Source organism: Bradyrhizobium sp. 40 (assembly GCF_023100925.1).
GTDB lineage: Bacteria > Pseudomonadota > Alphaproteobacteria > Rhizobiales > Xanthobacteraceae > Bradyrhizobium.
Genome location: NZ_CP064688.1, coordinates 2361760 through 2380757, shown reverse-complemented (window position 1 = coordinate 2380757; position 18998 = coordinate 2361760). Strand labels below are relative to the sequence as shown.

19 protein-coding genes are annotated in these 18998 nt (G+C 64.5%); 8 read left to right on the top strand and 11 right to left on the bottom strand.

What is annotated here, in order from left to right; all coding sequences use genetic code 11:
- Window positions 1–309 precede the first annotated feature (309 nt).
- Together IVB40_RS11400 and IVB40_RS11395 are read right to left on the bottom strand one after the other, a co-directional pair.
- Window positions 310–1092, bottom strand: coding sequence for an enoyl-CoA hydratase/isomerase family protein (locus IVB40_RS11400; protein WP_247290355.1), 783 nt, complete (start codon window positions 1090–1092; stop codon window positions 310–312).
- A 110-nt stretch (window positions 1093–1202) separates the two neighbouring features.
- Entirely contained in the window at window positions 1203–3293 is a 2091-nt protein-coding gene (locus IVB40_RS11395) for a molybdopterin-dependent oxidoreductase (RefSeq protein WP_247290357.1), read from the bottom strand.
- A gap of 252 nt (window positions 3294–3545) precedes the next feature.
- Here IVB40_RS11395 and IVB40_RS11390 point away from each other — a divergent pair, with 252 nt between their 5' ends.
- Genes IVB40_RS11390 through IVB40_RS11375 form a run of 4 tightly spaced genes read left to right on the top strand, consistent with a single transcriptional unit; the run spans window position 3546 to window position 7812 of the window.
- A complete protein-coding gene (locus tag IVB40_RS11390; RefSeq protein ID WP_247403054.1) occupies window positions 3546–4502 on the top strand; it encodes a tripartite tricarboxylate transporter substrate binding protein in 957 nt (318 codons plus the stop codon).
- Between the two features lie 15 nt (window positions 4503–4517).
- Entirely contained in the window at window positions 4518–4988 is a 471-nt protein-coding gene (locus IVB40_RS11385; protein ID WP_247290360.1) for a (2Fe-2S)-binding protein, read from the top strand.
- Window positions 4985–7117: a molybdopterin cofactor-binding domain-containing protein gene (locus IVB40_RS11380; RefSeq protein WP_247290362.1), complete on the top strand. Its 2133-nt coding sequence runs from the start codon at window positions 4985–4987 to the stop codon at window positions 7115–7117. Before IVB40_RS11385 ends, IVB40_RS11380 begins: the two co-directional genes overlap by 4 nt.
- Entirely contained in the window at window positions 7114–7812 is a 699-nt protein-coding gene (locus tag IVB40_RS11375; RefSeq protein WP_247290364.1) for a substrate-binding domain-containing protein, read from the top strand. The genes IVB40_RS11380 and IVB40_RS11375 overlap by 4 nt, the downstream gene beginning before the upstream one ends.
- Window positions 7813–7821: 9 nt before the next feature.
- Here the strand turns inward: IVB40_RS11375 and IVB40_RS11370 are convergent, their stop codons facing one another.
- The 4 genes from IVB40_RS11370 to IVB40_RS11355 form a co-directional block, all read right to left on the bottom strand.
- Window positions 7822–8628 carry an SDR family oxidoreductase gene (locus IVB40_RS11370; RefSeq protein WP_247290367.1) on the bottom strand — a complete coding sequence of 269 codons (807 nt, stop codon included), beginning with the start codon at window positions 8626–8628 and terminating at the stop codon, window positions 7822–7824.
- Between the two features lie 24 nt (window positions 8629–8652).
- Window positions 8653–9945, bottom strand: coding sequence for a TRAP transporter large permease (locus tag IVB40_RS11365; RefSeq protein WP_247290369.1), 1293 nt, complete (start codon window positions 9943–9945; stop codon window positions 8653–8655).
- Window positions 9936–10484: a TRAP transporter small permease gene (locus IVB40_RS11360; protein WP_027566714.1), complete on the bottom strand. Its 549-nt coding sequence runs from the start codon at window positions 10482–10484 to the stop codon at window positions 9936–9938. Before IVB40_RS11360 ends, IVB40_RS11365 begins: the two co-directional genes overlap by 10 nt.
- An 85-nt stretch (window positions 10485–10569) precedes the next feature.
- Entirely contained in the window at window positions 10570–11541 is a 972-nt protein-coding gene (locus IVB40_RS11355) for a TRAP transporter substrate-binding protein (RefSeq protein WP_027566713.1), read from the bottom strand.
- A gap of 322 nt (window positions 11542–11863) precedes the next feature.
- On the opposite strand from IVB40_RS11355, the gene IVB40_RS11350 reads away from it, so the two are divergent.
- Window positions 11864–12640, top strand: coding sequence for a cyclase family protein (locus tag IVB40_RS11350; protein WP_247290372.1), 777 nt, complete (start codon window positions 11864–11866; stop codon window positions 12638–12640).
- On the opposite strand, the gene IVB40_RS11345 is transcribed toward IVB40_RS11350, so the two are convergent.
- Together IVB40_RS11345 and IVB40_RS11340 are read right to left on the bottom strand one after the other, a co-directional pair.
- Complete coding sequence (locus tag IVB40_RS11345) at window positions 12637–13365, bottom strand: Crp/Fnr family transcriptional regulator (RefSeq protein ID WP_027566711.1); 729 nt, start codon at window positions 13363–13365, stop codon at window positions 12637–12639. The two genes, IVB40_RS11350 and IVB40_RS11345, sit on opposite strands and share 4 nt — an antisense overlap.
- A 493-nt stretch (window positions 13366–13858) precedes the next feature.
- A complete protein-coding gene (locus tag IVB40_RS11340) occupies window positions 13859–14569 on the bottom strand; it encodes a helix-turn-helix domain-containing protein (RefSeq protein WP_247818899.1) in 711 nt (236 codons plus the stop codon).
- 148 nt (window positions 14570–14717) lie between these two features.
- On the opposite strand from IVB40_RS11340, the gene IVB40_RS11335 reads away from it, so the two are divergent.
- Entirely contained in the window at window positions 14718–15035 is a 318-nt protein-coding gene (locus tag IVB40_RS11335; RefSeq protein ID WP_247356556.1) for a cytochrome c, read from the top strand.
- A gap of 6 nt (window positions 15036–15041) precedes the next feature.
- On the opposite strand, the gene IVB40_RS11330 is transcribed toward IVB40_RS11335, so the two are convergent.
- Genes IVB40_RS11330 through IVB40_RS11320 form a run of 3 tightly spaced genes read right to left on the bottom strand, consistent with a single transcriptional unit; the run spans window position 15042 to window position 18055 of the window.
- Complete coding sequence (locus tag IVB40_RS11330; RefSeq protein ID WP_247356555.1) at window positions 15042–16145, bottom strand: MlaD family protein; 1104 nt, start codon at window positions 16143–16145, stop codon at window positions 15042–15044.
- Between the two features lie 3 nt (window positions 16146–16148).
- The gene (locus tag IVB40_RS11325; RefSeq protein WP_027519252.1) at window positions 16149–16916 is read right to left on the bottom strand and encodes an ABC transporter ATP-binding protein; all 768 of its coding nucleotides are present in this window, start codon (window positions 16914–16916) and stop codon (window positions 16149–16151) included.
- 2 nt (window positions 16917–16918) lie between these two features.
- Window positions 16919–18055 carry an ABC transporter permease gene (locus IVB40_RS11320; RefSeq protein WP_247460901.1) on the bottom strand — a complete coding sequence of 379 codons (1137 nt, stop codon included), beginning with the start codon at window positions 18053–18055 and terminating at the stop codon, window positions 16919–16921.
- A gap of 175 nt (window positions 18056–18230) precedes the next feature.
- Between IVB40_RS11320 and IVB40_RS11315 the strand changes: the two genes are divergently transcribed.
- Complete coding sequence (locus tag IVB40_RS11315) at window positions 18231–18506, top strand: hypothetical protein (RefSeq protein ID WP_027566706.1); 276 nt, start codon at window positions 18231–18233, stop codon at window positions 18504–18506.
- Complete coding sequence (locus IVB40_RS11310; RefSeq protein ID WP_247460903.1) at window positions 18507–18995, top strand: phage holin family protein; 489 nt, start codon at window positions 18507–18509, stop codon at window positions 18993–18995.
- The last annotated feature ends 3 nt before the right edge of the window (window positions 18996–18998 follow it).

The window sequence follows — 18998 nt, the reverse complement described above, 5'->3', positions numbered from 1 at the left end:
CGGCCCCGCAATGAACTTCCGTCACCAAGATTCCAGCCGGAAACTCGCGCATCTTCGATGTCCCCGTTCTGCGCGATCTCAATGTTCGGCGGAATGTCCTTCTGCGGCACGACGATCTTCGCCGCGGCTTGCATCATATCGAGCTCCGGTCTGACCATCCACCCGAGCGGGCGAGTAGTAGGAACGCGGACACCGCATCCCTCAGCACGGCGATCATCTCTCCATCGTCTTCGGTACCCACGGCCGGTGCGCTGCCCTGCTTAATCTCGTTTAAACAACGGATGCTGCTTGCGTGGAATCCGCGAGCTCTCATCTCCCCATCCAGACCGGCTTGCGCTTCTCGCTGAACGCCTTCAGCCCCTCCTTGGCATCTTCGGTCATCGCCAGCAGTGCGATCTGGCTTTCGGTGTAGGCGATGCTCTCGTCGAAGGACATCGATGCAATCGCGCGCATGGCGTATTTGCCGCGGCGGATCGCGGTCGGGGATTTGTCGACGATCCGGCCGATCAGCCAGTCGATTTTGGCGTCGAGCTCGGCCGTGGGCACGACGTAGTTGAGCAGGCCCGCTGCCAATGCCGCCTTCGCATCGAACGGCTCGCCGGTCAGCGCCCATTCTTTGACGAGGCGTCGCGGTGCGATCTCCTGCATCAGGCTCAGCACCTGCATCGGAAACACGCCAACCTTCACCTCCGGCAGGCCGAAGATGACATGGTCAGCCGCGACCGCCATGTCGGTCATGCACAACAGGCCCATGCCGCCAGCCATGCAGACGCCGCCGACGCGCGCGATCGCGGGCTTGGTCGCGTTCTGCGACAGGCGCAAGAGATCAGCATAATCGACGTTCGGCATGGAATGATCCATTGCGAACGCCGCGCCGGAATTCTGCAAGTCGGCGCCGGCGCAAAACGCCTTGTCGCCCGCGCCGGTCAGCACCATGACGCGGACGTCCTTGTCCTCATGCGCGTCGCGATAGCCCTCCGCGATGCCGGCGATCACGTCGCCGTTCAGCGCATTGCGCTTCTCCGGCCGGTTGATGGTGATCCAGAACGCCTGCCCGCGCTTCTCGGTGATGACGGCTGTGGTGTCGGTCATGACGCTTGATCCTTGCTCCCGGTCTGCAGCATTTGCGGCAGCTCAGGCGCGAGGTGCAAGGGCAATCTGTCGGGAGGCGCCGCTTAGCGCCTCGACGCAAATTGCGCGGCTCAGGCCGCAGCCGCTTTCCGGATCCAGACCTTGTTGTCGTGGAATGCGGCCCCGCCGATCGGCGCGACGGTTTCGGCGCCCGTCAGCATGTTGATGCCGCGCCCGCCGATATGGTTCTTGTTGGGATGCACGGATTCCGCGATCAGCACGCCACGCCGCACGCCGTCGAACAAAGTCGCTACAATCGTGGTCTCGCCGCGGGTGTTGCCAAGCGTCACCGCATCGCCATCGCCAATGTCGAGCGCGGCGGCATCCAGGGGATGGATCATCACGCTCGCCTTGCCCTCGCGCGCCTGCGAGGACGGCGTCTCGTTGAAGGTGGTGTTCAGGAAGCTGCGCGACGGGCTGGTAGCAAGCCGGAACGGATGGGCCTGGTCGGAATGCTCGATCACCGCCCAATGGTCCGGCAGCGACGGCATCTTGTCGAAGTCACCCATCTTCTGGCCGAACGGCGGATGCGCCCAATCGGCCTTGAAATGGAATTTCCTGTCGGCATGGGCGAAGCCGTCGAGATAATGCGACGTGCGGAAGTCCGGCTGCAGGTCGCGCCAGAGGTCGGCTTCGAGGCCGGCAATGTCGCCGTGGTCGCTCAGTTTCAGCGTCGCGTCGATCAATTCACGCGGCGTCAGCTCAAATCCCGGATGCCTGGCGCCAAGCCGCGGCGCCAGCGCCTGCAACACCTCGTGATTGGAGCGGCATTCGCCGGGCGGATCGATCAGCTTCGGTCCGACCGAGATGTGCTGGTGGCCGCCGCCGTAATAGAGATCGTCATGTTCCATGAACATCGTCGCCGGCAGCACGATGTCGGCCATCTCGGCCGTCTCGGTCATGAACTGCTCGTGCACCGCGACGAACAGATCCTCGCGCGCAAAACCCTGCCGCACCAGCGCCTGCTCCGGCGCCACTGTCATCGGGTTGGTATTCTGGATCAGCATCGCCTTGACCGGACCCTTGCCGTGCAGCGCCTTGGAATCGCCGGTGAGGATGCGGCCGATCTGCGACTGGTCAAGCGCGCGGATAGTTGGGTCGATGGCGTCATGGCCTTCGATGATGGATTCGTTGAAGTGCCACAGCGCGTAATTGTTGAAGAAGGCGCCGCCGCCTTCATATTGCCAGGCGCCGGTCACCGCGGGAATGCAGTTCGCGGCATGCATCTGCGCCGCGCCGTTGCGCGACCGGGTGAAGCCGTAGCCGAGCCGGAAGAAGGCCCGCTTGGTCTCCCCGACCAGTTTGGCAAAGGCCTCGATCTCCGCCACCGGCACGCCTGAGATCGCGGAGGCCCATTCGGGCGTACGCGTCTTCAGATGCGCCTCGAGCTCGCCAGGGCAATCGGTGTACTTGTCCATATAGGCGCGATCGGCATAGCCGTCGCGGAACAGGACATGCATCACGCCGCAAGCGAACGCGCCGTCGGTGCCGGGCCGCAGGATGATCTTGATGTCCGCCTGCTTCATGGTCTCGTTGTCGTAGATGTCGACGGCTGCGATCTTGGCGCCACGCTCCTTGCGCGCACGCGCGGCGTGCGTCATCACGTTGACCTGCGTGTTGACGGGGTTGGTGCCCCAGATCACCACCAAATCGGACAGCGCCATCTCGCGCGGATCGACGCCGGCGATCTTGCCGGTGCCGATCGCGAACCCGATGCGACCGACATTGGCGCAGATGGTCTGGTAGAACCGCGAATATTTCTTCACATGCGTGAGCCGGTTGAGGCCGTCGCGCATCACCAGCCCCATCGTGCCGGCGTAATAGTACGGCCAGATTGAGTCCGCACCGAACTCGCGCTCGGCCTGGTTGAAGCGATCCGCGATCTCGTCCAGCGCCTCGTCCCAGCTGATCCGGGCGAATTGGCCGGAGCCCTTCGCACCCGTTCGACGCAGCGGATACATCAGCCGTTCAGGATGATGGATGCGCTCGGCGTAACGGGCAACCTTGGCGCAGACCACGCCGGCCGTATAGGTCTGCTTTTTCGAACCGCGGACGCGACCGATGCTGCGTCCCTCGAGCACCTCGACATCGAGGGCACAGGCCGACGGGCAATCATGCGGACAGGTCGAATGGCGGATTTCGATCTTGGCGTGCTGGTTCATGTCCAATTTGGTAACACCAAAATACCCCTCAGCCGAGGGTATTTATCCGGCAACGCCCATGCGATTTGCTCAGACCGTGTGCGCCGCCGGTTCCTGCCGCGACCGCGAAGAGCGGCGCCGCCACACCGAAAACCGCCCGATATTCCAGGCACCATCGGTCTTGTGAGGCGTCGACAGTCCGCCTCCCCTGCCGCTACAGTGCCCAACAACAAGAACGACATCAGGGAGGTGGGTGTGACGGCCCGACAATTCATGCTGGCGCTGGCCGCCGGTCTGCTCAGCGCGTCCTCCGCAAGCCCGTCCTTGGCGCAGGACTATCCCAACCATTCGGTCCGGATCGTCGTGCCCTTCGGCGCCGGCGGGCCGGCCGATGTCGCGGCCCGGCTGATCGGCAATGCGCTCCAGGAGAGTTTTGGCCAACCCTTCGTGATCGAGAACCGCACCGGCGCGGGCGGCGTCATCGGCACGGTCGAAGCGGCGAAGTCGCCCGCCGACGGCTACACGCTGCTGATGATGTCCAACACCCAGACCGCGAACGAATCCCTGCTGACGCCGGACAAGCGCAAATACGAGCTGATGCGCGACCTCGCGCCGATCGCACCGGTCAACTCTTCCGATCTCGTCATCGTGGTGAACCCGCAAGTCGCAGCGAAGACGCTGCAGGAGTTCGTCGCGCTCGCCAAGTCGCAGCCGGGGAAGTTGAACTATGCCTCCTCCGGCCAGGGCACGCCCTATCACATGGCCGGCGAGCTGTTCAAAGCCATGGCCGGCATCGATCTCGTCCACGTCCCCTATCGCAACAGTGGTGAGGCGCGCAGCGGCGTGATCGGCGGGCAGGTTCAGATGATGATCGACGCGGTGCCGGCGATGGCGCCGAACATCGGCGAGAACCAGGTCCGCGCGCTCGCGACCACCGGCAAGCAACGCTCAGCGGTGCTGCCGAACGTGCCGACCGCGATCGAGGCGGGGGTCGCAGGCTACGAAGCCACGATCTGGCTCGGCCTGATGGCGCCGGCCGGCACGCCAAAACCTGTGATCGACAAGCTCAATGCCGCCGTGAACGCAATGGTGAAGCGGCCCGACATCGTCAAGCTCTGGACTGCGCAGGGCGCGGTGCCGATGTCAATGACGTCGGAGGGATTCGACAAGTTCCTGCGCGGTGACATCGAAAAATGGGCCGACGTGGTCAAGAAGTTCGACAAGTCCTGAGGCTGTAGAGCGACAATGCCTACCATTCAATTCCAGCTCAACGGCACGGCCGCGGCCGTGGATGCCGATCCGGATCAGACGCTGCTCGACGTGCTGCGCAGCCGGCTCGGCGTTACAAGTCCGCATTTCGGCTGCGGGGCCGGCGAGTGCGGCGCCTGCCATGTCATGGTCGGCGACCGCGCGATGGCCTCGTGCGACCTGCCGATGTGGTCGGTCGCGGACAAGGACGTCGTCACGGTGGAAGGCCTCGGCACAGCGGAGCAGCCGCATCCGCTGCAACGCGCCTTTATCGCCGAGCAGGCGATGCAATGCGGCTATTGCGTCTCGGGGATCCTGATTAGCGCGGCGGCGCTGCTGAAGCGCAATCCGTCGCCGACGGAGGCTGAGGTGAGAACCGCGCTTGATCGCAATCTGTGCCGCTGCGGATCGCACAATCGCATGGTCCGCGCTGTGCTGCGGGCGGCCGCGGAGATGGCGACATCATGAGTGCGCCGTCCCCTACCCCGACACTGCCGGTCAGCCTTGCGGCCAATCCCAAGCTGTCAGCCTGGGTGAAGCTCATCGGCGAAGGCCGTGTGGCGATCTCGCCCGGCAAGGTCGAGATCGGCCAGGGCATCGTCACGGCCCTGGCGCAGATCGCAGCCGACGAGCTCGACGTCGATATTGGCCGCATCGAGATGATCCGCGCCTCCACGGCGGCAAGTCCGAACGAGGGCGTCACCTCGGGCAGCCTTTCGGTCCAGCAGTCCGGCCGGGCGCTGCGCCACGCCTGTGCCGAAATCCGCCAGCGCTTCCTCCTCGCAGCATCGGAGCGTCTCGGTGTCGATGCGTCGCTGCTCGACATCCATGACGGCACGATCTCGGGCCCCGGCAATGTCAGGACGAGCTATTGGGAGTTGGCCGGTGACGTCTCGCTCGACCACGACGCCAAAGCCGGTGCGACAGCGAAGATCGTCGCCAAACGCACTGTGGCCGGACATTCGGTCCAGCGCGTCGACATTCCCGACAAGGTGTTCGCACGGCCGCGCTTTATCCATGACTGTCCGCTGCCGGACTTGCTGCACGGACGCGTGCTGCGGCCGGACATTTCCGGCGCCAGGCTGATCGCGCTCGACGAGACGGCGACGCGAGCCGTTCCCGGCCTCGTCGCGATCGTCCGCGACGGCGGCTTTGCCGGCGTGGTTGCCGACGGCGAGGCAGCGGCGGAAGCCGCGCTGAAAGCCTTGCGTAAGGGGGCGACATGGTCGGCTGGCGAGCCGCTGCCGGAAGCTGATCTCGCCGGGTTCCTGAAGAGCCAGCCGGTCGAGACCACTGTCATCGACACCAGGACCTCTGCAGCAACGATAAAGAACGCTGCTCGCACCCTCCGCCGGCAATACATCCGTCCCTACATCGCGCATGCCTCGATCGCGCCGTCCTGTGCGATGGCCCGATGGGACGGCGATCGCGTCCACGTGTGGACGCACAGCCAGGGTGTCTATCTGCTGCGCGCCGACCTCGCGATCGTGCTCAAGCTGCCGATCGAGAGCATCGTCGTCGAGCACATGGAGGGCGCCGGCTGCTACGGACACAACGCGGCCGATGACGTCGCGCTCGATGCCGTGCTGCTGGCGAAAGCGGCCGGCGGCCGTCCGGTGCGGGTGCAGTGGTCGCGCCACGACGAGATGGCCCACGCGCCGTTCGGCGCGGCGATGGCGATCGAGATCGAGGCCGACCTCGATGGGGACAACGAGATCGTCGGTTGGCGCCATGCGATCTGGAGCAACGGCCACGCGGCGCGGCCCGGGCGCGCAGCACAGCCCGCGCTGCTTGCCGCAACCGAGATTGCGACCCCCTACCCGCGCATGATCTCGACCAATCCGCCCGCGGCCAATGGCGGCGGCGGCGACCGCAACTCCGTTCCGCTCTACGACCTCCCGGCCTGGACGGTCACGAGCCACCGGTTGCTGACCATGCCGGTGCGGACCTCGGCGCTGCGGACACTTGGCGGACAAGGCAATGTGTTCGCCATCGAGTCCCTGCTCGACGAGATCGCCGCGCTGCGCGGCGAAGACCCGATCGCGTTCCGCCTGCGCCATCTGCGCGACGAACGGGCAAAGGAGGTCATTCGCGCGGTGGCACGACGCGCGCAATGGAAGCCGCAAAAGAAGTCCGGCATCGGTCACGGCGTCGGCTTCGCCCGCTACAAGAACATGGGGGCCTATTGCGCCGCGATTGCGGAGATCGAGGGCACTGACAACATCCGCGTCAAGCGGCTGACGCTTGCGGTCGATGTCGGCGAGGCCATCAACCCGGACGGCGTCATCAACCAGATCGAGGGCGGCGCGATCCAGGCGACAAGCTGGGTGCTGAAGGAACGCGTCCGCTTCGACCGCACGCGCATCACATCGACGTCCTGGACCGACTATCCGATCCTCACCTTCAGCGAGGTGCCAATGGTGGATGTCGAGATCGTCCAGCGGCCGGAGATCGAGCCGGTCGGCGCTGGCGAGGCCGCCCACGGCCCGGTGACGGCGGCGATCGCGAATGCCGTTTACGATTGCCTCGGCGTGCGCCTGCGCGACCTGCCGATCACCCGCGACAAGATCATTGCAGCCATGGAGCTGGCATCGTGACGACAGTGAGCATTTTGAGCGGAGGCGCGGCGCAAGGCCTGGTGCGCGGCCTCGGCGATCCCTTCAAGACGCAGACCGGCTTCGGCATCGACGGCGAGTTCGGCGCAGTCGGCATCATGGCCGACAAGCTGCGCACGGGAACGGCGGCCGATCTGGTGATCCTGACGCAGGCGCTGCTTGCAAAGCTTGCCGAAGAGACGCTCGTCATCCCTTCCTCGATCACAAATGTCGGGCGGGTCGAGACCGCGCTGGCGGTCCGGAGCCGCGATCCCAAGGTGACCGTGAAGACCGAGGCCAATTTGCGCGAGGTACTGCGCAGCGCCGACGCGATCTACGTCCCTGATACGAAAGCCTCGACGGCGGGACAGCACGTCGCAAAGGTGCTGGATCAGCTCGGCATCGCCTACGAGGTCGCTTCGCGCCTCAAGATCTTCCCCAACGGCGCGACCGCGATGCGGGAGCTTGCGGCGTCCACCGCCGCGCATCCGATTGGCTGCACGCAAGCGACCGAGATCATTGCAACCGACGGCATCGCGCTGTCAGGAGCGCTGCCGCCGGGCTGCGAGCTCGTGACGATGTATACGGCCGGCGTGACCACGCGGGCCGTACATCCACAAGAGGCGGCCGCGCTGATCGCGTTGCTGACCAGCGCAGACCGCAGGGATCTGCGCCAGCGCGCCGGCTTTGCAGGCTAGATAATCGCCCTATGTGTGCAACTGGGTGAGACCGGTCGGCGGACCGTCGACGGCGGTCCAGCCACCATCGACAAACAATGTGCTGCCGCTGACATAGCTCGCGGCGTCCGAGGCGAGATAGGCGACGGCTGTCGCGACCTCGTCGGCGCTGCTCCAGCGGTTGAACACGGTATGGCCGGCATAGAGATTGTAGATGTCCGGACGCTGCTTGAACGGGCCGGTCAGCGCGGTCTCGGCGATGCTCGGCGCGATCGCGTTGACGCGCACGCCGGAGCGTCCAACCTCCGAAGCAAAGCCCTTCACCAGCAGGCCGATGGCGGCCTTGGTCGAGCCGTAGACGCCAAGGCCCGGCTCGATAGTCACCGCCCGCACCGAGGAGCAGGCAATGATGCTGCCGCCCTTCTGCTCGACCATGATGCGGCCGAAGGCCTGGAAGAACCAGACCGTGCCCTTGATGTTGAGGTTGAGGACGCGGTCGAGATCCTCCTCGGTGTAGTCGAGGATGGTCTTGCGGATGTTGAGCCCGGGCGTCGTCACCGCGATGTCGAGCCGCGAAAATTTCTGCATCACGGTCTTCGCCAGTGCATTGACGTCCGCAGCGCTCGCCGCGTCACACGCAGCCGCCTCGGCCCAGCCGCCCTTCTCACGAATGCCAGCGGCGGTTGCTTCAGCGCCTTCAAGCGCACGATCGGCGCAGACGACACGGGCGCCGAGCCCGGCCAGCGCCTCGGCCGACGACTTGCCGATTCCGGAGGCGGCGCCCAGCACCACGGCCGTCTTGCCGGTGAGATCGAAGAGCTTGCGATAGTCAGTCACGGATAGATTCTCCCTTCGTTGCTGCTAGCCCTTGTAGCCCATCAGCAGACGGGGCAGCCACAGCGAGAAGGCGGGGACGTAGGTCACGAACATCAGAGCTGCGATCAGGGCGGCGTAGAACGGCAGGATAGTGCGCATCACCGCGCCCACCGAGATGCCGCCGATGGCGCAGCCCACGAACTGCGTCGTCCCGACCGGCGGGGTGTTCAGCCCGAGCGCGCAGTTGATCAGCATCAGCATGCCGAACTGCACCGGATCCATGCCCGCCTTCATCGCGATCGGCAGGAAGATGGGCGTGCAGATCAGGATGGTCGCGGCCATGTCCATGAACGTGCCCAGCACGAACAGAATGACGTTGATGAGCAGGAAGATGACCCAGGGCTGGGTCGAGACCCTGCTCATCATCTCGCCGGCGAAGTCGGCCACCTCGTAAAGCCCCATCAAATACTGGAACATGGTGGAGACGCCGATCAGCAGCAGCACCACCCCCGTGGTCTTCACCGCCTTGGCCGCCGCGCGCAGGAAGTTCGGCAAGGTCATGGTGCGGTAAATGAAGAACGTCAGCAGGATCGTGTAGGTGACCGCGACGGCCGCGGATTCGGTCGCCGTGAACACGCCCGACAGGATGCCTGAGAGGATGATGCCGACGATCAGAAGGCCGGGCAGAGCGGCCGCGAACGAACGGAAAACCGCGGGCCAGCCCGGGAACTTGCCGGCCGGATAGCCGCGCTTCACCGCGACCGCGTAAGCGGCGACCAGCATGCACACCATCAGCACCAGCGCCGGCAGCAGGCCGGCGGCGATCAGCGCTCCGATCGAGACCTTACCGCCGGCGGCGAGCGCATAGATGATCATGTTGTGACTGGTCGGCATCAGTGCTCCGACCAGCGAAGCATGGGTCGTGACGTTGACGGCATAGTCGGTGTCGAAACCTTCCTTCTTCATCATGGGGATCATCACCGCCCCCATCGCCGACACGTCGGCCACGGGCGAGCCGGACACGCCGCCGAACAGCGTGCAGGCGACCACGTTCGACATGCCGAGCCCGCCGCGGATGTGTCCGACGAGATTCTTGGCGAGCTGCACGATCTTGTCGGCGACGCCGCCATGCAGCATCAGCTCACCGCTGAAGACGAAGAACGGGATGGCGAGGAAGGAGAAGATGTTCATCCCCGACATCATCTGCTGGAAGATGACCGCGACCGGGAGGCCTTCGTAGAGGATGGTGCAAATCGCCGAGAGGCCGATCGCGAAGGCGACGGGGACGCCGAGGACGAGGAAGCCGAAGAAACTGGCGCCGAGAATGATCAGTTCCATGAGGGGACGACCTCTTCGCCGCGCAGGAGAGCGATGATGTGCTCGATTGAAAAGGAGACGATCAGGACGCCGGAGGCGATCAGCGGCACGTAGCGGATGACTTCGGGCAGGCCGAGATTGGGGATCTTCACCGTTCCGACCGAGGCTCCGAGGATCCAGCCGTTATAGGCCATCGCGACGCCGAACCCGGCCACCAGGACGTGGATCACAAGCTCGATCTTCTCCCGCGCATGATCCGGCAGCATCACCAGCAAACTATCCATGCCGATATGTCCGGCATCGCGCACGCCGACCGCGGCGCCGATCAACGTGACATACAGGATCAGAACCAACGCAAGGTTCTCCGTCCAGGTCGGGCTGGAATTGAGCACGTAGCGTCCGAACACCTGGTAGAAGACGATGGTGACGATGACGAGCAGTCCGGTCACCGACAGATACATCCCTAGCCGAGCGACGGGAGCATTGATCCGGGACAGCAAACCGGTGGACGGGCGTCCGGCTACGTCCAGTTCGTGGTCTGCGACGTGAGGGTCTGTCATCCAAGTCTCCTTGCAAGTCTCCTTGCGCGCCTCCAACGCGTCGGTCCGGCGTCGCCAGTCGGCGCGCCGGACCGACGCTATGGTCTTACTTCGTGTCCTGGATACGCTTGACGAGGCCCTTCAGCTTCTCGTCACCGGCGAACTTGTCGTACACCGGCTTCATCGCGTCGACGAATTCCGCCTTGTTGGCGATCGTCACGACCTGAACACCGGCCGCTTCGACGGTCTTGCGGGACGCCTGCTCACGCTCGTCCCAGAGCTTGCGCATGACGGGAACCGATTCCTTCGCCGCCTTGCGGACCATCGCCTGGTCCTCCTTGCTCAGCGTGTCCCAGACCGTCTTCGACATCACGAGAACTTCGGGCGCCAGGGAGTGCTCGGTGACGTTGTAGAACTTGGCGGCCTCGAAATGGCGCGAGGACTCGTAAGACGGCCAGTTGTTCTCGGCAGCGTCCACCAGACCGGTCTTGAGAGCGGTATAGACCTCGCCGTAGGGCATCGGCGTCGGATTGGCCCCGAGGCTCTGGATCATGCCGACCCACAGATCGGATTGCTGGACGCGAATTTTCAGACCCTTGACGTCCGCGAGCGACTTGATCGGTGCCTTGACGGTGTAGATGGACCGGGCGCCGCTGTCGTAATAGGCGAGGCCGATCAGGCCTGCGGGCGCCATGGCCGCCAGGATCTCGTCGCCGATCGGCCCGTCAAGAACGGTACGCATGTGCTGCGTGTCCCGGAAGATGAAGGGCAGGCACAACGCGATCGTTTCCGGCACGAAGTTGTTCAAGGGCGATGCGTTGATCCGCATCATGTCGAGTGCGCCGATCTTGAGCTGCTCGATGGTGTCCTTCTCGGAGCCCAGCGCACCGTTGGGGAACACCTTCACGCCGAGCTTGCCGCCGCTCGCCGCTGCGAGCTGCTTGCCCATGAACTTGACGGCCTCGACGGTCGGATAATCGGCGGGATGGATGTCGGCGGAACGGAAATCGCGTGCGGTCGCCAAGGGGGCTGAGACCGCCAGCAGAGCGGCTGCGATGACGCCGGTAAGTATCTTCATCTGAGCTTCCTCCTGAGTTGATTATGTCGTTGGGCAGAGCTGCGGGCCGCCTTGGGTCGCTCCACTTCCGGTGTGAAGTCAAGCGCCATTGTCGTCCCTAGGGCGCGCGGCATTCTCTGTCCAAGCTAAATCCGGCATCGATCAATGCTAGAGTTGCATCGATGGATCAAGCCGGCTTTGGGCAGACAACCGGCCCATCGTCCAGTTTTTCCGAAATCATCTGGTCGTCCGGCGCGGGAAGCGTTCATGGGCGTTGCTTGACGACGCCGGTGCGGCCCCCTCAAGATGCTGCGAAACAAAACGACCATCCCGAGGACTGCCCATGCCGCGGAAGCTGATCGACATCTCCGTGCCGCTCAGAAACGACGTGACGGCCGATCCGCCGGGCAATCACCCGGCAATCCAGTACATCGATCACCAGCAGGGTCTGCCGCGGATGCTGCAGTTCTTCGAGGGCCTCACGGCGCAGGACCTGCCGGACGGCCAGGGCTGGGCGGTCGAGCAGGTCTCGCTGTCGACCCATAACGGCACGCATCTCGATGCGCCCTGGCACTTCCATCCAACCATGAATCGCGGCGAGCGGTCATGGACGATCGACGAGGTGCCGCTGGAATGGTGCTTTCAGCCCGGCGTGAAGCTCGACTTCCGTCATCTCCCCGACGGCTACGTGGCGAGCGCCGACGACGTCGAGAAGGAGTTGAGGCGGATCGGGCATGCGCTGTCGCCGCTGGAGATCGTCGTCGTCAACACCGGCGCCGGCGCCAGGTTCGGCCAAGCCGATTATGTCAGCTCGGGCTGCGGCATGGGCTATGAGGCCACCATGTATCTGCTCGAGCGCGGCGTGCGGCTGACCGGCACCGACGGCTGGAGCTGGGACGCGCCGTTCGTCCATACCGCGAAGAAATACGCCGAAACGAAAGACGCCGGCCTGATCTGGGAGGGCCACAAGGCGGGGCGGCACATCGGCTATTGCCATCTCGAGAAGCTGCACAATCTCGACCAGCTGCCTTCGACCGGGTTCACCGTCTCGTGCTTTCCGGTGAAGATCGAGCGGGCCTCCGCAGGCTGGACCCGCGCCGTCGCGATCATCGACAGCTAGCTGTCGAGCCCGCTCTCGGCGAGTTCGCGCAAGGCATCCATATCGAGCACGACGATGGCGCCGTGCTCGAGGCGAACCCAGTTGCGGCCCGCCCAGGCGCGCAATTGCTTGTTGATGCTCTCGCGCGTCATCCCCACCATCTCGCTGATCTCCTGCTGCGTGATGACGAGCGTGCCGCTGCCGGAGTCGAACTTGCGCTCTTCGGTGAGCCCCAGCAGCGCGCTCGCAAGCCGGCCCGGCAGATTTTGCAGGATCACCTGCTCGACCTGCTGGCTGGTCCAGCGCAGGCGCGCGCAGAGCAGCTCGATGAATTTCATTGCGAGCGCCGGTTGGCTCTTCACGAACGGCAGGAAGTCCCGGCGATCGATGATGTAGAGCTCGCAATTGGTGTTGGCGGTCGCATCGGCCGACCTGGGGGCGCCGTCGAGCACCGCGATTTCGCCGAAGATCTCGCCGGGACCGATCAGATTGAGAATGGCGTTACGGCCATCGGGCGACGAAGAGGAGATCTTCACCGTTCCCGTGATCACCGCAAACAGGTTGTTGCCGGGATCGCCCTTGGCGGCGATCGTCGCGCCGCGCTTCACCGTGGTGTGCTTGGCGTAACGGCAGAGCTGATCCAGCGCCTCCGGCCCCAGATCCGCAAAGATCGGGTGCTTGCGCAGGACCGATAATTTATTTCCCGCCGCTTGTCGGGGGTCGTCGCCGGTCTTGTCCTGAGGCACGCCACTGGGCTCCTAAGACTGCGAGGCACTGGGGTCCCTGCGTAGTCAGTGTAGCCCAGTTTTTCAACCGGAAAGCATGCTCCCTATTTGAGGCAAACGCGGCGAAAATGCCGCGGTCAGGCGTGAAGCCGGCAGCCGAAGGATGAGCCAATGCGTCCTAGGCGATGCAGAGTTGCAGGCGCCGCACGCCGCCTTGCGTTGAGGCGCTGCCAACCCTCCCGCACTCGCGCGGCATAGCCCGCGCCGCGGGCGCAAATGCGACCGTGATCTCAGGAGCTTCGACGCTTGACGTCTGACTTGAGCGGGCCCGCACTGGTTTGCCGGTCTGCCCAGGCCAGTGCCCCGGCGAATGTGACAAAGATTGCTACGACAATGATGCTCATAAGCAACGCGTCAGCCGGCATGATGCCCTCCCCTGTGGTTTCAGGCATTATTCGGGGCACGCGGCCGAATGCATTGATCCCGATCAAAATCGAGCCGCGCTGCGTCGGAATCAGGCTGCGGCCAAGGCCTCGACCTTCGCCGGATCGAGCAGGCTGATCCCGCCGTGAATGATCTCGATCACGCCGTGGCGCTCCAGCTTGGTGAACGTGCGGCTGACGGTCTCGATGGTCAGGCCGAGGTAGTCGGCGATGTCCTGGCGGCTCATCGGAAGCGGGACCGTGTCCGATGCCCCCTTCAGCGAGACCAGCCGCTCGCGCCAGCCGAGCAGAAAGGCCGCAACCTTTTCGTCCGCCGAACGGCGGCCGAGCAGGACCATGTGGTCCCGGGCCTGGTTCAGCTCGCGAATCGCCAGCTCGTTGATCCGCCTGAGGAGGTGCAGCCGGTCCTCGATGAAACGGCCGAAGGGTGCCTTCGCGAACTGGCATACGGTCACCGCGCCGATCGCATCGGCCGAAAAATTGTGCCTGCCCGAAATATTCATCCCCAGGAAATCGCCGGGCAAGGCAAAGCCCACGATCTGCCGGCGGCCGTCGGGGAGCAGCTTGTACAGCCGCATGACGCCCTCGAAGAGATTGTAGAACGAGGTCGTGATGTCCTCCTCGGAGAACACAGTCTCGCCCGAGGAAAAATGGACGCGCCGGCCGAGATGCTCGAATTCCCGAAGCTCGACCGCATCCAGCGACGAACAAACCGCTGATGCGCGGACGGCGCAATCGCTGCAGAGCTGCCAGTTCGGCTCAATCGTGACTACGGGCTTCATCGACCGCTCCAAGCGCCGGCTGCCAATCAGGCCCACTCCGTCGCGCGGATGCATTTTACTGCACTGCGCCAAAGCCGGTTGACCCAGATCAATTTTGGAGGGAATCCCCGCCCTATTCTTCTCCCGGATTTAAACGGGGTCACTTTACATGCTGCAAGGCACGCTGCGTCACGGGTTGGTCGGGTTGCTTCTGATGACGCCTGCCCTGGCGGCCCCGACCGCCGAACAACGCGGCAAGGCCTTTGCGCGCGCCAATTGCGCGCGCTGCCACGCGATCGACCGTGCGTCGAACAGTCCGCTCAAGATCGCACCGCCGCTGCGAGCCCTGCACCAGCGCTATCCCATCGAGAGCCTTGGGGAGGCGCTGGCCGAGGGCATCAACACCGGCCACGCCGACATGCCGGCCTTCGAGCTCAGTCCGGACCAGATCCACGATCTCCTGTCCTACCTCAAGACCCTGGAATAGCCGCCCTCACACCGCCTGCACGGTCCAGCCGATCAGCTCCTTCGCGATGCGCGTGAAGGCCGTATCGAACGCTGCGACCGCCGCGGCCGGTTCGACCTTGTCGAGCTTTTCGCTGGTCTCGATGAGACGCGAGGCGACCACCTTGCCGTTCTTGTCGACGATCCGGGCCGACAGGCCGATCTCGACCCGTGTCTCTCCCTCGGTGGCAATGCGGAAGCGCCTGATGTCGATCAGCAGCTGATAGTCCGCCTGCCCGAGATCGGCCGTGCGCAACGGCGCATGGGCGATGTCGTAGTTCTCGAAACTGTCGATCAGCCGCGCCTGCACCAGCTTGGGAATGCTGTCGGCCCAGAGGAAATCGGCAAAACCCGGATTGTCGCCGCCAGGCGCAAACAGCATGCGCTGGGTCTGGAGCATGGCGACCGCTGTCGGCTCGGGGATGGCCAGTGACGCCGCGAGCGTCTTGCCGGCCGGACCGAGGTTCTGCGGCGTGCGCAGGTCATAGGTGACTTTCTGCGCCGGCGTTCCGCCGCCGGTCATCTTCTCCAGGCCCGCCAAAATGCCGTCGATCTTGCCGGTGTTGCGCGCAAGCCCGTCCGAGAAGGTCTTGAGATTGGCGATGGTGTCCTTCAGCGGGCCCGAATTGTCCTCCAGCACGGTATCGACCCGCCGCAGTGCATCCCGTGCGGCCTGCGTCATGCTCTGGCCCGCACCCGCCTCGGCAATCAGGGTCGGGGGCTCGCCGGATTTGGCGACGATGATGCCTCCCTCAAGCGTCACCACCGGCACGCCGGTCAGCCCTTGGAAATCGAGCCCGACCCTGCTGTCGGCGCGCACAGGCGTGGTTGAAGCAACCGATATCGTCGCATTGACGAAGCGTGGATTGTCCGGCGCAAGCCCGAGCTGGGTGACCTCGCCGACGCGGATGCCGTTGAACAGCACACCGGCGCCGACCAGAAGACCGGGCACCGGGCCCTGGAATTGCACGTGATAGCTGGTGCGCGGCCCGATGCCGCCGGTGTTGTTCAGCCAATAGACGAAGCCGAACACCGCGAGAATCGCCGCCAGGACGAAACTGCCGATCAGCACGTAGGGAGCGCGGGTTTCCATGTCTCATCTCATCTCGTGTTGCAGCATCTGCGAGCGTTTGCCGTGGAAATAGGCCCGCACCCAGGGATGCTCGGATTGCAGCAGTTCGCGCATCGGACCGATCGCCACGATCTTGCCGTCGGCGAGAGCGGCGACGCGATCACAGACCGTGGTGAGGCTCGCCAGATCATGGGTGACCATGAACACGGTGAGGCCGAGGGTCTTTTGCAGGGTCCCGATCAGCGCGTCGAAATCGCCCGCCGCGATCGGATCGAGACCTGATGTCGGCTCATCCAGGAACAGGATCGGCGGATCAAGTGCGAGCGCGCGCGCCAGCGCCACGCGCTTGGTCATGCCGCCGGACAGCTCCGCCGGATATTTATCGGCGTCCTGCGCCCGCAGCCCGACCATTTCGAGCTTGGCGATCGCGATCTCGTCCATCAGCTCCTGCGACAGGACGAGATTTTCACGGAGCGGAAACTGGATGTTCTGCCGGACCGTCAGCGAGGAGAACAGCGCGCCCTGCTGGAACAGGATGCCCCATGTCGTGGCGGCGCCTTCGGTACGGCCGCCGATCGGCCGTCCCGTAACCTCGATGGTCCCGCCTTGGCGCGGGATGAGGCCGATGATGGTTCGCATCAACACCGACTTGCCACCACCGGACGCCCCCACGAGCCCGAGTATCTCACCCCGGCGCACGTCGAGGGACAGATGATCGAGCACGGTCTGCCGGCCGAAGCCGACCACGAGGTCGCGGACGCGGATCGCGAACTGCTCTTGCGATTCGCCCATGATCACATTCCGATCGAGGCGAAGAAGATCGCGAACAGGCCGTCGAGCACGATCACCAGGAAGATCGACTTGACCACCGACGTCGTGGTCTGTCGTCCCAGCGACTCGGCGCTGCCCTTCACGCGCAAGCCCTCGCTGCAGGCGACTACTCCGATCACCAGCGCCATGAACGGCGCCTTCAGGATGCCCACCTCGAAATGGGTGACCGAGATCGCCTCGTGCAGCCGCGCGATGTAGATCGCCGGCGCCATGCCGCCGTAGAACTGCGCGACCAAGCCGCCGCCATAGAGTGCGGCGATCGATCCGATGAAGGCAAGGATCGGCAGCGCAATCACCAGGGCCGCAACCCGCGGCAGGATCAGGACGTGGACGGGATCGAGGCCCATGGTCGAGAGCGCGTCGATCTCCTCGCGCATCTTCATCGAGCCGAGCTCGGCGGTGTAGGCGCTTCCCGAGCGGCCGGCGACCATGATGGCGACGATCAGCACGCCGAGCTCGCGCAGCACCAGGATGCCGACCATGTCGACGGTGTAGGACTCCGCGCCGAACCTGCGGAAATGGAAAAATCCCTGTTGGGCGATGATGGCGCCGATCAGGAAGGTGATCAGCACGACGATGGGAATGGCCTGCCAGCCGATGCGGTAGAGCTGGTAGATCAGCGATGTCAGTCGCAGCGAGCGCGGCCGGCGCAGCACGCCGATCAGGGCCATGAACAGCGCACCCAGCATTTGAAGAAAGATCGTGATGTCTTCGCGCGCGCCGACCGTGGACTTGCCAAGATCGTTCAGCCTGAGCAGAACAGGGTTGGGTGCAGGCGCCGGCGGCGGGGTGTGGCGGTTGACCTGGCGCACCTCGTCCATCAGGCCACTGAAATGGTCGGCGACACCGATAAACTCGGCCGACCTGCCGGATGATGAAGCCCTGCGCGACAGCTTTTCCAGGACCCAGGCGCCGAGCGTGTCGAGCGCGCTGACGCCCGACATGTCCAAGGTCACGGCTCTGGATTGATCGACGTCCGCCCCAACCGACCGGGACAATGTCTCCAGCATCGACACGTTCGCGGCAATCCACGGCCCTTCCGGGCACAATTTCAGCTCTTCGCCGGAGGGCGTTGCCAGCAACAGCGGTTCGGAGTTCACGCTTCCACCTCATCGGGACAACCGGGTCCCCATTCAGCCGGTCATTCTAGGCCAGCATGTGGCAGCCGGTTTGACCTGTCTCAAGACCACGACGCGTCTGCCTTCTTGACGCAAATCAAGCCCGGTCGGGCCGGTGAGTCCTAGGTTTGTTTCCATTAACGGGGAAATCAGATCCATGTTCGACAGCGACAGGATGAGCGAAGAACTGCGCACGCTGAAGCTTGACGTCACACGCTTGCTGAGCACGGCCGGCGAGGAGATGTTCGACAGTTCGAAAGACCGCGCGGAGGCGCTTGCCGATCAGATCAGGGCCGCGCTCGCCGAGCTCGGCGAGACCGTCGACGAGGAGCAGCAGCAGCTTCAGGGCCTCATTGCGGACCGCCCGATCACATCATTGGCCTCGGCCTTCGCGCTCGGCGTAGTCGTCGGCTTCATGCTGCGGAGGCACTAGGTGAACACGGAAAATGTCGTCAAACATCTGCGTGTGCTCTGGCGTACCGACAGGATCATCGCGGACATCAAACTGCGCCACCTGCTGATCGGCCTTGGCCTGCGCGCCTTTGCGGCGCTGATCGCCGCGTTCGGGCTCCTGATGCTGGAGCTGTCCGCCTATTTCGCACTGGTGCAGATCTGGAGTGCCATTGGCGCGGCGGCCATCCTCGGCGCCGTCAATTTTGCCATCGCCGCAATTCTCTTTGTGATTGCCGGCCGGCCTCCTGCAGGCCGCGACATCGAACTCGCCAACGAGATTCACGGCGCATCCATCGAAGCACTTCAGCTCGAGGCACGCACATTCCAGGCCCAGGTGTCGGGGGCCGTGCACCATCCGCTCGGCACGATCGTGCCCGTGCTGGTGCCGCTGATTGCGGTCCTGGTCAAGACTTTGCGGAGACCGGCCAAGGACTCCGCCGCGGCAAATCCGGCCGAAGCGCGCTCATAGCGG